Origin of the sequence: Xanthomonas hawaiiensis, from assembly GCF_031834635.1 — a bacterium.
Lineage (GTDB): Bacteria > Pseudomonadota > Gammaproteobacteria > Xanthomonadales > Xanthomonadaceae > Xanthomonas_A > Xanthomonas_A sacchari.
The window spans coordinates 2,854,048-2,867,635 of sequence record NZ_CP115873.1 but is presented as its reverse complement, the minus strand read 5'-3'; the positions used below and the strand labels follow the sequence as shown (position 1 = coordinate 2,867,635).

The 13,588-nt window shown below is 70.8% G+C and carries 13 protein-coding genes; 7 read left to right on the top strand and 6 right to left on the bottom strand.

Translation table 11 applies throughout. The annotated features are described in order from the left end of the window. The first annotated feature begins 114 nt into the window (after positions 1–114). A complete protein-coding gene (locus PG878_RS12310) occupies positions 115–1,095 on the top strand; it encodes a LacI family DNA-binding transcriptional regulator (RefSeq protein WP_209032653.1) in 981 nt (326 codons plus the stop codon). Between the two features lie 78 nt (positions 1,096–1,173). Here PG878_RS12310 and PG878_RS12305 read toward each other — a convergent pair whose 3' ends face one another. Both PG878_RS12305 and PG878_RS12300 read right to left on the bottom strand, forming a co-directional pair. After that, a complete protein-coding gene (locus PG878_RS12305; protein WP_209032652.1) occupies positions 1,174–1,350 on the bottom strand; it encodes a hypothetical protein in 177 nt (58 codons plus the stop codon). A 15-nt stretch (positions 1,351–1,365) separates the two neighbouring features. Further along, entirely contained in the window at positions 1,366–1,689 is a 324-nt protein-coding gene (locus PG878_RS12300) for a hypothetical protein (protein ID WP_017911090.1), read from the bottom strand. A 365-nt stretch (positions 1,690–2,054) separates the two neighbouring features. On the opposite strand from PG878_RS12300, the gene PG878_RS12295 reads away from it, so the two are divergent. From PG878_RS12295 to PG878_RS12280, 4 genes are all read left to right on the top strand, one after another. After that, entirely contained in the window at positions 2,055–3,344 is a 1,290-nt protein-coding gene (locus PG878_RS12295) for a nucleotide sugar dehydrogenase (RefSeq protein ID WP_311185957.1), read from the top strand. Between the two features lie 147 nt (positions 3,345–3,491). Then, complete coding sequence (locus PG878_RS12290) at positions 3,492–5,114, top strand: FMN-binding glutamate synthase family protein (protein ID WP_311185956.1); 1,623 nt, start codon at positions 3,492–3,494, stop codon at positions 5,112–5,114. Further along, positions 5,111–5,599, top strand: a complete 489-nt coding sequence (locus tag PG878_RS12285; protein WP_209032663.1) for a GNAT family N-acetyltransferase — start codon at positions 5,111–5,113, stop codon at positions 5,597–5,599. Before PG878_RS12290 ends, PG878_RS12285 begins: the two co-directional genes overlap by 4 nt. Before the next feature lie 178 nt (positions 5,600–5,777). Beyond that, positions 5,778–7,964 carry a diguanylate cyclase domain-containing protein gene (locus tag PG878_RS12280; RefSeq protein WP_311185955.1) on the top strand — a complete coding sequence of 729 codons (2,187 nt, stop codon included), beginning with the start codon at positions 5,778–5,780 and terminating at the stop codon, positions 7,962–7,964. Positions 7,965–7,995: 31 nt separating this feature from the next. Here PG878_RS12280 and PG878_RS12275 read toward each other — a convergent pair whose 3' ends face one another. From PG878_RS12275 to PG878_RS12265, 3 genes are all read right to left on the bottom strand, one after another. Continuing rightward, complete coding sequence (locus PG878_RS12275) at positions 7,996–9,453, bottom strand: serine hydrolase domain-containing protein (protein WP_311185954.1); 1,458 nt, start codon at positions 9,451–9,453, stop codon at positions 7,996–7,998. Positions 9,454–9,594: 141 nt separating this feature from the next. Beyond that, complete coding sequence (locus tag PG878_RS12270; RefSeq protein ID WP_311186051.1) at positions 9,595–10,854, bottom strand: TIGR03862 family flavoprotein; 1,260 nt, start codon at positions 10,852–10,854, stop codon at positions 9,595–9,597. A 13-nt stretch (positions 10,855–10,867) separates the two neighbouring features. Next, complete coding sequence (locus PG878_RS12265; protein ID WP_209230133.1) at positions 10,868–11,311, bottom strand: FKBP-type peptidyl-prolyl cis-trans isomerase; 444 nt, start codon at positions 11,309–11,311, stop codon at positions 10,868–10,870. 67 nt (positions 11,312–11,378) lie between these two features. Here PG878_RS12265 and PG878_RS12260 point away from each other — a divergent pair, with 67 nt between their 5' ends. After that, the gene (locus tag PG878_RS12260) at positions 11,379–11,744 is read left to right on the top strand and encodes a DUF6164 family protein (RefSeq protein ID WP_209032660.1); all 366 of its coding nucleotides are present in this window, start codon (positions 11,379–11,381) and stop codon (positions 11,742–11,744) included. A 65-nt stretch (positions 11,745–11,809) separates the two neighbouring features. Then, positions 11,810–12,547 (top strand): sulfurtransferase, encoded by a 738-nt coding sequence (locus tag PG878_RS12255; RefSeq protein ID WP_209230134.1) that lies wholly within the window; start codon positions 11,810–11,812, stop codon positions 12,545–12,547. A gap of 127 nt (positions 12,548–12,674) precedes the next feature. On the opposite strand, the gene PG878_RS12250 is transcribed toward PG878_RS12255, so the two are convergent. After that, positions 12,675–13,481, bottom strand: a complete 807-nt coding sequence (locus PG878_RS12250; protein WP_311185953.1) for a glucose 1-dehydrogenase — start codon at positions 13,479–13,481, stop codon at positions 12,675–12,677. Positions 13,482–13,588: the final 107 nt, after the last annotated feature.

Genomic DNA, 13,588 nt, shown 5'->3' with positions numbered 1-13,588 from the left:
CCCAGTCGATCGTCAATGTGCAGTGCACAATTCTTTCGGAAAAGCCGGGTGCTACTATCCGGAGGCGCCACAAAGACAGGGGGTCGATATGGAAAACAAGCGGGAACGTTGCCAGTGAGCGTCAGCATCCACGACGTGGCGCGGGTGGCCGGCGTTTCGACCTCCACTGTGTCGCGCGCACTGGGCCACGGCCCGGTCAGCGAGGAGGTGCGCGCGCGGGTGGAAGCGGCGGTGCGCGAAACCGGCTACCGCCCCAACCTGATGGCGCGGCGGCTGCGCTCGCAGCACTCGGGGGTCGTCGGCCTGATCGTCGCCGACATCCGCAATCCGTTCTTCACCGCGGCGATCCGCGCGGTCGAGGATGTGGCCTACCGCGCCGGCATGCGCGTGATCCTGTGCAATACCGACGAGGATCCGCAGCGCGAGGCGCTGTACCTGCAACTGATGCAGGAAGAGCGGGTCAGCGGGCTTATCTTCGCGCCCACCCGCACCACCCAGAGCCAACTGGGCAAGTTGACCTTCGACCATCCGGTGGTGCTGCTGGACCGGGCCGGCAAGCGCGGCACGCACGACAGCGTGGTGCTGGACAATGCGGCGGCGATGGCGGCCCTGGTCGATCACCTGGTCGGCCAGGGCGTGCGCCGGATCGGCGGCCTGTTCGGCAGGACCAGCAGCACCGCCGCCGAGCGTCGCGACGGCTATCTGGAGGCGATGCGCGGACACGGCCTGGCGGCCGACTACCGCGAGGTGGCGCCGAGCGCCGAAGCGGCGATCGCCGAGGTCCAGGACTGGCTGGCGCAGGCGTCGCGGCCGGATGCGCTGGTGGCCAGCAACAGCCTGCTGCTGATGGGCGCGATGAAGGCCGCACGCGGCGCCGGCCTGCGCATTCCGCAGGACCTGGCCCTGGCCGGCTTCGACAACGAAAGCTGGACCGACCTGGTCGAACCCGGCATCACCGTGATCGAACAGCCGGTGGAAGAGATGGGCCGCACCGCGATGTCGTTGCTGCTGGAGCGGATGAACGCGCCGACGCAGCCGACCCGCAAGGTGGTGCTCAGCGGCCGCTGCATCGTGCGCGGGTCGAGCCTGCGCTGACCGCCGCGGGGGCGTGAGGGTGCGAGAGGGGTGCCGCTGCGGCGACGGTGCGCTGCCGCAGCGGGAGTGGTGTTCTACTTACTCGCTGCCGTCCGGTCGCGGGTAGTCGTGCTCGGGATCGGCGTGGTCGCGCTTGGGGTCGCTGTCGGGTTGGTCGCGATCCTTCCACTGTGCGTCGTCGTTGTGGATCTTGTCCGGCGTGTGGCTGCGTTGCTGGGAATCGTGGGCGTTGTCGCGGTTGGCGGGCAGGGACATGGCAGACCTCCTGGATCAGGCGGGGGTGGGCGCCGGATCCGGATGGCGGTCGTGCTGCTCGGATCCGTCGAGGCGCGCCCAGCAGGCGACGACCAGGGTTTCGGCATCGCTCCAGGCGATGCGCGGCCAGGGGTGTTCGGCGTCGTAGCGCTGACGCAGGCGCTGCAGCCGCACGTCGTTGGATTCGCGCGGCAACTGCAGGAACACGTCGCAGGCCATCTTGATCAGGCGCGCATGCTCGCTGAACGACTGCGACCCCAATTTGCCCGCCGCGTGCAGCGCTTTCCAATGCGCCAATTCGGCTTCGACATCCACGAGCAGGCTCGGAGCGTGACTCACGCGAGTTCTCCTTGAGTGAGAGGAAAGAGGGAGGCGGAGGGTGCCCCCCTGGCAGCCACCGCTCCATCACCCTAGGCCGCGGTACGTAAAGGTGAGGTGGTGCTCATGTGGTGTGGATGACAAGACGCGCGCTCACGCTGCCACAAAGCGTGATGTTGCACGCCGACTTTCACATGCCGCGTTGTGAAGGCGGCCAACGCGGCGTGTGAAGGCGAGGCACGCATGCGCGACCCGGTGTTCCGCCGAGCGACTTGGTCCGCGCCGCCGCCGCGGCTTACCATGCCTGGCGTCCGCGCCCGCGGGCGCCCCGATTTCCCCCATCACGCGCCGACGGCCGCCGCTGCCGGCGCCCGTAAAGGACTGGCATGCCCGTTGCCCCCGTGTTCGATTCCGCGCCGCCGCGCATCGCCGTGATCGGCCTCGGCTATGTCGGCCTGCCGCTGGCGGTGGCGTTCGGTGCCCGCCACGACACGCTCGGCTACGACATCGATGCGCAGCGGGTGGCGCAACTGCGTGCCGGGCACGACCAGACCCTGGAACTGGAGGCCGAGGAACTGCGCGCCGGCGTGCACCTGCGCTTCAGCGACGATGCCGCCGCGCTGCGCGACCGCAACGTCTACATCGTCACCGTGCCGACTCCGATCGACGCGCACGAGCAGCCCGACCTGCAGCCGCTGCGCCAGGCCAGCGAGCTGCTGGCCGGCGTGCTCAAGCGCGGCGACCTGGTGATCTACGAGTCCACCGTCTACCCGGGTACCACCGAAGAAGTGTGCTTGCCGTTGCTGGAGCAGGGCTCGGGATTGCGCTGCGACGTCGACTTCCATTGCGGCTACAGCCCGGAGCGGGTCAACCCCGGCGACCGCCAGCGGCGCCTGGCCGACATCCGCAAGATCACCTCCGGCTCCAACCCTGCCGCCGCCGACGCAGTGGACGCGCTGTACGCCGGCATCATCGCCGCCGGCACCTGGCGCGCGCCGTCGATCCGCGTGGCCGAGGCGGCCAAGGTGGTGGAGAACATCCAGCGCGACGTCAACATCGCCCTGGTCAACGAGCTGGCGTTGATCTTCGACCGGCTCGGCATCGACACCCAGGACGTGCTGGACGCCGCCGGCACCAAGTGGAACTTCCTGCCGTTCCGGCCGGGCCTGGTCGGCGGCCACTGCATCGGCGTGGATCCTTACTACCTGCTGCACAAGTCCGAGAGCGTGGGCTACCACCCTGACCTGATCCACACCGCGCGCCAGGTCAACAACCGGGTCGGCGCGCACGTCGCCGCGCGGGTGCAGGCGCTGCTGGCCGGCAAGGGCGTGGCGATGGCCGATGCGTCCGTGCTGGTGCTCGGCGTCACCTTCAAGGAGAACTGCCCGGACCTGCGCAACAGCCGCGCGCTGGAACTGGTCCAGGCGCTGGCCGCGACCGGCGCCCGCGTCGACGCCTGCGATCCCTGGGCCGACCCGCAGGCGGCGCAGGCGCACGGCGTCGACCTGCTGCCCGAGCCGGTGCCCGGCCGCTACGACGCGGTGGTGCTGGCCGTGGCGCACGCGACCTACCGCGACCTGGACGCGGCGCAGATCCGCGCGCTCGGCACGCCCGACCTGGTGGTCTACGACGTCAAGTCGGTGTGGCCGCGCGCGGCGGTGGACGACCGCCTGTAAGACGGGGCGCGGCGCGCGCCGGCCCAATCGCCGGCGCGCGTGGCACCCGCAAGCTGTACCTGCGCGGAGCGGACCCGGCGGCGGTCGCAACGCCATGACCGCCACACCCTCTACACTCGCCGGCTTCCGACGCCTGCGAGGACCGCGATGCACCGCTACCTAGCCTATCTCGCCAGCTGCCTGCTGCTGGCGCTGTCCATCGCCCTGTGCGCGATCTGGCCGTTGTGGGGCTGGGGCGTGGCGGCCTTCGCCGTGCTGGCGGGGCTGGGTACCGTGGACCTGCTGCAGACCCGCAGCACCCTGCGCCGCAACTATCCGATCCTGGCGCACTTCCGCTACGGCCTGGAATCGGTCGGCCCGGAGATGCGCCAGTACTTCCTGCAGAGCGACATCGAGGAGGCGCCGTTCTCGCGGCAGCAGCGCGCTCTGGTCTACCAGCGTGCCAAGAACGTGATGGACGTGGTGCCGTTCGGCACCCAGCGCAGCACCTACGCGCCGGACTACGAGTGGATCAACCATTCGCTGGCCACCAGCGCGATCGCCGACCACGACTTCCGCGTCACCATCGGCGCGGACTGCGCGCAGCCGTACGCGGCCAGCGTGTTCAACATCTCGGCGATGAGCTTCGGCGCGCTGTCGGCCAACGCCATCCGCGCGCTCAACGCCGGCGCGCGCCAGGGCGGTTTCTACCACGACACCGGCGAGGGCTCGATCTCGCCCTACCACCGCGAGTGCGGCGGCGACCTGGTGTGGGAGATCGGCTCGGGCTACTTCGGCTGCCGCGACGAGGAGGGGCGCTTCGACCCGCAGCGCTTCGTCGCCAACGCCACGCTGGAGCAGGTCAAGATGATCGAGATCAAGCTCTCGCAGGGGGCCAAGCCGGGCCACGGCGGGGTGCTGCCGGCGGCCAAGGTCAGCGCCGAGATCGCCGCCACCCGCGGCGTCGCCATGGGCCGCGACTGCGTGTCGCCGTCGCGGCATTCTGCGTTCTCCACGCCGCTGGAACTGCTGCAGTTCGTGGCACGGCTGCGCGAGCTGTCCGGCGGCAAGCCCACCGGCTTCAAGCTGGCGATCGGCCACCCCTGGGAGTGGTTCGCCATCGCCAAGGCGATGCAGGAAAGCGAGCTGTATCCGGATTTCATCGTCGTCGACGGCGCCGAGGGCGGGACCGGCGCGGCGCCGGCCGAGTTCATCGACCACGTCGGCGTGCCGATGCACGAAGCCCTGCTGCTGGTCCACAACACCCTGGTCGGGCTGGACATCCGCGAGCGCATCAAGCTCGGCGCCGCCGGCAAGATCACCAGCGCCTTCGACATCGCGCGCACCCTGGCGCTGGGCGCGGACTGGTGCAACGCCGGGCGCGGCTTCATGTTCGCGCTGGGCTGCATCCAGTCGCTGAGCTGCCACAGCGACCGTTGCCCCACCGGTATCGCCACCCAGGACCGGCGCCGCTGGCAGCACCTGGACCCCACCGACAAGGCCACCCGGGTCGCGCACTACCACGCCAACACGCTCAAGGCGCTGCGCGAACTGCTCAGTGCCGCCGGGCTGACGCATCCTTCGCAACTGGGGCCGGAACACATCCTGCGCCGCATCTCGCAGGTGGAGATCCGCTCGCTGGCCTCGCTGTACCGCTACCTGGAGCCGGGCGAACTGCTGCGCACGGTGCCCGACCATGCGGTCTTCCACGACTACTGGGGCGACGCGCGCAGCGATTCGTTCCAGCCGCCGGAGCGGATCCGGCGCCTGCGCGACAGCAAGTCGCAATGAGCGCGGCGGCGTCGGCGCAGCTGCGGCCGGCGGTGGTCGAGGACATCCCGGTGCTGTGGGCGCTGCGTACGCGCTGCGTGCGCGAGGTCTGCAGCAGCCACTATGCGCCGGAGGTGATCGCGCGCTGGTGCGAAGCACCGGCGCCGGCTTCGTACCGCGACCTGGTCGCCGAGGGTGGGGCGATCGTCGCCGAGGACGGCGACGGCAGCGTGCTCGGCTTCGGCGTCGTCGACGAAGCCGGCGCGGAAATCGACGGCCTGTTCGTGGACCCATCGTTGCGCGGCAGCGGCCTCGGGCGGCGCCTGCTGCAGGCATTGGAGCAGCGCCTTGCGGCATGTCCGCGCATCCATGTGGCCGCTGCGCTGAACGCGGTGGCGTTCTACCGCGCGCAGGGCTATGTGGTGGTACGCGAGGGGGGCTATCCCCATCCCAGCGGGATGGTCCTGGATTGCGTGTTCATGGAGAAGATCAAGGCGACCGGGTAATCGAGGCAGCCGGGCGGGCAGGGTGTGGTGGTTTCCTTCCGTCGCTGCAATTGCAGTCCCCTACACCGGCAGGCGCGGCGATCGTCAGCCTTCTTTTTTGCGCCGCAGCATGTCGACGCATACTCGCCATCGACCCCGCCGCCGGCTATCGTGCCGGTACCTCCTCCGCGTACCGCGCATGAACCAGTCATCGGCCCCCGACGTCGTTCCTGCGCCGCTGCCCGCCGACGAAGCGGAGCGATTGCAGGCGTTGAGCGAACTGGGGATGCTGGATACCCCGCAGGAGCCGGCCTTCGACGACCTGATCTGGCTGACCAGCCAGCTATGCGAGGCGCCGATCGCACTGGTCTCGCTGATCGACGAACGCCGGCAATGGCTCAAGGCCAGTTGCGGCCTGCCCCCCGGCACCACCGGGTATCCGCGCGAGATGGCGTTCTGCACCTATGCCTTGCTGGAACCGCAGTTGCTGGAGGTGCCGGACGCCACGCTGGATCCGCGTTTCGCCGGCAACCCGCTGGTGTGCGGGGCGCCGCACCTGCGGTTCTATGCCGGCATGCCGCTGATCGGCGACCAGGGCCACAGCTACGGGACCCTGTGCGTGATCGACGTCCGCCCGCGGCAGCTGGACGCGCGCCAGCGCGAGGGGCTGCAGCGGCTGGCCAGGCAGGTCACCGCGCAGCTGGAAGCGCGCCGCGACGCGCGCATCGCCCACGACCAGGCCAAGACCCTGAGCCTGTTGCTGGAAACCATGCCCGATGGCGTGGTGTCGTGCCTGGCCGACGGCACCCTGGGCGAATTCAACCAGGTGGCGCGTCACTGGCACGGGGCCGATCCGCGCGCCTTGCCGCCCGAGCAGTGGTCGCAGTATTTCGATCTGTTCGACGCCAGCGGCAAGCGCCCGCTGTCCCGCGATGAGGTGCCGCTGTTCCGCGCCTGGCGCGGCGAATCGGTGCGCGATGCGGAGATCGTGATCGCCGCCAAGGGGCAGGCGCCGCGCAGCGTGCTGTGCAATGCGGAACGGCTGGAAGGCGGCGGTGTCCGCAGCCTGGGCGCGGTCTGCGTGATACGCGATGTCAGCGCCGAACGGGCGGCGACGCAGGCCGCGCTGCTGGCCGGGCAGCGTTTCTCCGGCGCGTTCTCGGCGGCCGCGCATGGCATGGCGCTGGTGTCGTTGGAAGGGCGCTGGCTGGATGTCAACGACGCCTTGTGCGCGATGCTTGGCTACAGCCGCGCGGAGTTGCTGGAATTACGTTTCCAGGATCTGACCCATCCGGATGATCTCGCCGAGGACATGCAACGGGCGGTGGCGTTGCGCAGCGGGCAGTGCAGCGACTTCCGCATCGAAAAGCGCTACCGCCACCGCGACGGCCATACTGTACGTGCACGCCTGGCGGTTTCGCTGGTGCGCGACGAGCAGGGCCGTCCGTTGCATCTGGTCACCCATGTCCAGGACATCACCGAGCAGCATCTGGCCGAACACCGCCTGCGCGACAGCGAAGCGCAGCTGCGCACCATCGCCGACAACGCCCCGGCGCTGATCGCCTACCTCGACCGCGACTTGCGCTACCAGTTCGTCAACCGGCCGTATGCGGAGTGGTTCGCGCTGGCGCCGGAGCACATCGTCGGCCGTCCCCTGCACGAGGTGCTGGACCCGCAGCAACTGGCCTTGCTGCAACCGCATCTGCCGGCGGCGCTGCAGGGCGAGCCGGCGCAGTTCGATGCCGAACTGTGCGATGCCGCCGATGCCCTGCGGATCATGCATTTCAGCCTGATCCCGGACGTGGCGCTGGCGCCGCAGCGGGTCGGCCTGCACCTGATGATCAGCGACATCACCGGGCAGACCCGGTTGGCGCGGCTGCTGGAAGAACGCGCGCTGCGCGACGAGTTGACCGGGCTGCCGAACCGGATGGCCTGGAACCAGACGCTGCGGCGACGCATGAGCGAGCGACGCAGCCAGGGCCAGGTGGCGGTGATGTTCCTGGATCTGAACGACTTCAAGAGCGTCAACGATCGTTTCGGCCATCACGTCGGCGATGCGTTGCTGGTGCACTTCGCGCGGCTGCTGCAGCGTTGCGTGCGCGGGCAGGACAGCATCGCGCGGTTGGGCGGCGACGAATTCGTGGTGCTGCTGGAAGGGCTGGCCGACGCCAGACGCGAAGTGCTGGCGGCCGCGGCGCGGATCATGGACGCGTGCATGGACGGCTGCGAGGTCAGTGGCCGGCACCTGCCGTTGCAGCCGAGCATCGGCATCGCGGTGCAGGCCGGCCCCGGTTTCGATCCGGTGCTGCTCACCCAGCGCGCCGACGAGGCCATGTATGTGGCCAAGCGCGATCCGCAGGCGCGGGTGCAGATCGCAACGCTCTGAGCGCGGTCCGTCGGTGCGATGCCGGCGCTGGCTACGGGGCGGCGTCCGCGGCCACGCGCCGGAACGGATAGTGCCCGCCATCGGCGTCGAGCGTGCCCTGGTCGGCATCGCCGGGCGTATCGAAGCGGATGACGATGTCCTGCGCGCTCAGGAAGAACGCGTGATCCGACGCGGGAATCAGCGGGTAGGCCTGGTCCTTGCGCAGTTCCACCAGCAGACTGCCCTGCGCTTCGCCGATCCGGAACGTGCCCAGCTCGGGAATGGCGAACGTGCCCACGAAGCGCCGTTGCGCAGCGATGTCCACGGCGACGGCGCTGCGCCGGATCGGCTGGAAATCCGGCCAGGCATAGGCCGCGGCGACGGCGCGCACGATCTCCAGCCCCAACTGGTAGCCCTGGTCGCCATTGCTCAGGACCACGGCGCCGTCGCATCCCTGCGGATACACCACCAGCGTGGCCTTGTAGCCGGCGTTGGAACCGTCGTGATAGACATACTTGCGGGCGCTGGCGCCGCCGATGTTCAGGCCCAGGCCGTAGCCGTCCTGCACCGGGGTCATCATGGCGCGGGCGCTGGCGGCGGACAGCACGCGGCCGCGACCGGCCTGCGCATCGCACAGTTCGATCGCATAACGCGCCAGATCCTGCGCGTTGGTCCACAGGCCGGCGGCGGCCAGTTCCGGGTAGGTGTGCGGGCCGCCCGCCACCGGCGCGCCATTGGCATCGTGCGGTTGCGCCGCGTGCGCCAGATCGCGTGCGGGCAGCGGTTGGCGGAAACTGCTGGCGCGCATGCGCAGCGGCGCCAGCACGCGCTGCTGCAGCAGCGTCGGAAAATCCTGCCCGCCGGCGTCGATCAGCAGTTGCTGCATGACCGTGTAGCCGCCGCCGGAATAGCGGTAGCGCACCCCGACCGGCGCCTCCACCCGCACCGGCGCCGAGTTCGCGGGTGCCTGGCCGTCGAGCACCTGCTGCAGGGTGGGGACGGCGGCGCCGCGGGCGTAGCCATCGAAACCGTGCACGCTGGTGCCGGCGGTGTGCGACAGCAGGTGGCGCAGGGTCACCGGATGGTCGTGGCTGTCGGCGGAATCGGGCAGCGTCCATGAGGTCAGGCGCGCATTGACCGGGGCGTCCAGCGCCAGGCGTCCGTCCTGGACCAGGGACAAGGCCGCCATCGCCGCCACCGGCTTGCTCACCGAGCCGGCCTGGAACAGGGTCCTGGCATCGACCGCGGCCCCGCCTGTGGCGATGACGCCATAGCCCCTGGCCCAGGCGACGCGGCCGCGGTGGATCACCGCGATCGCCACGCCCGGGACGTGCAGCGCGTCCATCTGGTCGAGCAGCGACAGCTGCGCGCCCGCCTGGTCCTGGGTGACCACGGCCGGCAACAGGCCATGCTCGACCTGGCGCATCTTCTGGCGGACGCTGGAGGAGGCGCTCGCGCCCACGGCGCTGCCGGCGAGGCCGAGTGCGAGGAACAGGATCGATGGACGCATGCGTCGCTCCGGGCGGCAGGTGAGCTGGAACCGCGAGACAGCCGCGGTCGCCACGTCCGTGCAGAAATACGTGCTGCGGCCGCGGCGAGGACAGGCCCGAAGGTCACTGGCCGTTCCGGCCAGTCGCCGTGCCGACGCCGCTCAGCGCGTGGCGCGCTGCAGCCAGGCCACCGCGCCGCGCCCGGCGCGCACGCCGCTGGCGAAGCAGGCCGTGAGCAGGTAGCCGCCCGTCGGCGCTTCCCAGTCGAGCATTTCGCCGGCGCAGAAGGTGCCGGGCAGCGCCCGCAGCATCAGTTGCGCATCCAGCGCCTCCAGGCGCACGCCACCAGCGCTGCTGATCGCCTCGGCCAGCGGGCGCGGGCGCAGCAGGGTCAGCGGCAGGCGCTTGAGCGTGGCCGCGGCCAGCGCCGGATCCTGGCCGGCCTGCTTGCCGAGGATCTCGAACAGCAACGCCGCCTTGACCCCGTCGATGCCGGCCTGGCGGCGCAGATGTTCGCCGAAGCTGCGGCCGCCGCGTGGCTTGCCCAGTTCGGCCTGCAGCCGCGGCAGGTCGCGCCCCGGCGCCAGGTCCAGCCACAGCGTGGTCGGGCCGTGTGCGGCGATGGTTTCGCGCAGGTCCGCGGCCAGCGCGTAGATCAGGCTGCCTTCGATGCCGTGCTCGCCGACCACGCATTCGCCTTGCAGCGACTGCGCCTGGCCGTGCGCATCGTGCCAGTGCGCGACCACCGGCTTCAGCGGCGCGCCGGCATGGCGTTCGCGGAAATGCGCACTCCAGTCCACGTCGAAACCGCAGTTGGCCGGCTGCAGCGGCGCCACCTCCACGCCGCGCGCGCGCAGCGTGTCCTGCCAGGCGCCGTCGGAGCCGAGCTGCGGCCAACTGCCGCCGCCCAGTGCCAGCACGCAGGCATCGGCCTGCACGCGCTGTTCGCCATCGGCGCCGGCGAAGCGCAGTGCGCCGTCCGCGGCCCAGCCCAGCCAGCGCTGCTGCACGTGGAAGCGCACGCCGGCGTCCTTCAGCCGCCGCACCCAGCCGCGCAGCAGCGGTGCAGCCTTGCGGTCCAGCGGGAACACCCGGCCGGAGCTGCCCACATAGGTCTCCACGCCCTGCGCCTGCGCCCAGGCGCGCAGCGCGTCGGCATCGAAGTCGGCCAGCCAGTCGCCGACCGCGGTCGCACGTTCGCGATAGCGGGCGACGAAGCGCTCGAACGGATCGGAGTGGGTCAGGTTGAGGCCGCCCTTGCCGGCGATCAGGAACTTGCGTCCCACCGAGCCCTTTGCCTCGTACACGTCGACCTCGGCGCCAGCGGCGCGCGCGGTCTCGGCGGCGATCAGTCCGGCCGGGCCGCCGCCGACGATGATGAGGCGGCCGCGCACCGGCGCGGCGTGCTTGCTGGCGGGCATCGGCGCAGTCGGCTCAACGCGGCTGGACATCGAGCAGTTCGACCTCGAACACCAGCGAGGCGCCCGGCGGGATCACTCCGCCGGCGCCGCTGTCGCCGTAGCCGTAGTCCGACGGCAGCATCAGCAGGCGCTTGCCGCCCACGCGCATGCCGGCCACGCCCTCGTCCCAGCCGCGGATCACCTGGCCACCGCCCAGCACGAAGCTGAAGGGCTGGCCGTGGTCGGCGGAGGCGTCGAATTTCTCGCCACGCTTGTCCTTGGCGTGCTCGTCGTACAGCCAGCCGGTGTAGTGCACGGTGACCCGGCTGCCGGGGCGCGCCTCGGCGCCGTCGCCGACGCGCTCGTCGGTGGCCTGGAACGTGGCGATGCTGCCGCCGGGCGGCGGCCCCGGCGGCGTGCAGCCGCCCAGCAGGCATGCCGGCAACGACAGGCTCAACAGCAGCAGGATTCGGCGCATGCGGGACGTCCACGGCGGGCAGGGCGTGCAAGGGTAGCGCATCGCCGCAGCGGCTATCATGCGGCGCATGGCCAAACTGCTGCTCAACCTGCGCCACGTGCCCGACGACGAACGCGCCGATGTGTGTGCGCTGCTCGATGCCGCCGGCATCGGTTACTACGAAACCCGCGCCGGCACCTTCGGCATCTCCGCCGGCGGCATCTGGCTGCGCGAGGATGCCGAGCAGGCGCGCGCCAAGGCGCTGCTGGCCGAGTACCAGGCCGAACGTGGCCAACGCGCCCGCGCCGAGCGCGCCGCGGCGCTGCGCGACGGCAGTGCCGAGACCTTCGTCAGCCTGCTGCGGCGGCGCCCGCTGTTCGTGCTGGCGACGCTGCTGGGCATGCTGCTGGTGGCCTCGCTGGTGCTGCTGCCGTTCCTGCTGCTGCGCGGGTAGCGGCGGCGCGCGACGACGGCCGCTGCCCCGCAGCGGCGATGCGCCACAGGCTCTAAAATGCGCCGATGATCGCCAACACCGCCGCCTACCACTTCGTCGCCATCGCCGACCCCGACGCGCTCGCCGCGCAGTTGCATGCCTGGGCGCAGGATGGCGACCTGCGCGGCACCATCCTGGTGGCGGGCGAGGGCATCAACCTGTTCCTGGCCGGCGCGCCGGCGGCGATCGACGGCTTCTACGCACAGCTGCGAGACGATTCGCGCTTCGCCGACCTGCGCGTCAAGTCCAGCCCCAGCGCACAGCAGCCGTTCGCGCGGCTGAAGGTCAAGGTCAAGCCGGAGATCATCAGCTTCCGCCGCGATGCGGCGTCGCCGCTGGAGGCCGAACGCGCGCCAACGGTGGCCCCGGCCACGCTGCAGCGCTGGCTGCGCCAGGGCCACGACGACGCAGGCCGGCGCGTGGTGCTGCTGGACACGCGCAATGCGCAGGAAGTGGTCTACGGCACCTTCGCCGGCGCGCTGACCCTGCCGATCGTCAAGTTCACCGACCTGCCGGAGGCGTTGGCCCCGCACCGCGCGGCCCTGGCCGACGCCACCGTGGTCAGCTTCTGCACCGGCGGCATCCGCTGCGAAAAGGCCGCACTGTGGATGCGCGCCGACGGCATGGACAACGTGCTGCAACTGGACGGCGGCATCCTCGGCTACTTCGAGGAAGTGGGCGGCGAGGGCTACGACGGCCGCTGCTTCGTCTTCGACGAACGCGTGGCGCTGGATCCGCAGTTGCGGCCGCTGGTGGGCGGCTGATCGCCGCGGGAGTGGGGAGTCGGGATTGGGGATTGGCAAAGGCGGGCTGCTGCCAGATGGTGCAGTCGCCCCATCAGATGAGGCAGCAGCCGCTTTAACCAATCCCGAATCCCGAATCCCAACGCCCTCAGGCGTACTGCATCTTGCGCGTCATTCCGCCGTCGACCACGAAGTCCTGTCCGGTGATGAAGCCGGCCTGGGCCGACAGCAGATAGACCGCCAGTGCGCCGATGTCCTGCGGCGTGCCGACACGACCGGCCGGATGCTGCGCATGGTCCTGTCGCGACAGCTTGGGCGTGCGCCGCGCATTCGGCTTGCGCCAGGCATCGGTCGCGATCCAGCCGGGGCTGATGCAGTTGACCCGCACCGCCGGCCCGGCGCTGATCGCCAGAGCGTGGGTGAACGCCACCAGCCCTCCCTTCGACGCAGCGTAGGCCTCGGTGTCCGGTTCGGACTGCTGCGCGCGGGTGGAGGCGATGTTGACGATGGCGCCGCCGTCGTGGCTGTCGCGCAACGCCGGCAGGGCGTGCTTGCTGCACAGGAACGCGCCGCCCAGGCTCGCCCCGAGCCGCCGGTTCCACTCGCGCAGCGACAGCCGTTCCAGCGGTCCGGTGTGTGGATCGGCGATGCCGGCGTTGTTGACCAGCCCATCGATGCGACCGAACCGGGCCAGCGCGGCATCGATGAAGCGGCGCACGCTGGCCTCGGCGGCCACGTCGACGCGTCGGAACAGCAGGCGCTCGCCGGCATCCAGTTCGGTCACGCAGGCCCGTCCGGCGTCGGCGTCGAGATCGCCGAACACGACCTGGCCGCCAGCCCCCAGCACCGCCTGCACCACGCCGCGGCCGATGCCTTGGGCGCCGCCGGTGACCAGCACCACACGGTCGCGCAGGGGCAGAGAGGGGACGGGGGCGGGCGGCGGGATCAGCGACATGGGGGCGGCCGGGCGAGTAGGGGTATCAGCCTAGCCAGCGCGCTGTGCAACCGATGTGGTAGTGGCGCTCGCGCGGAGCTGCCACTGCGAGGCTTCGCCCGTACCCT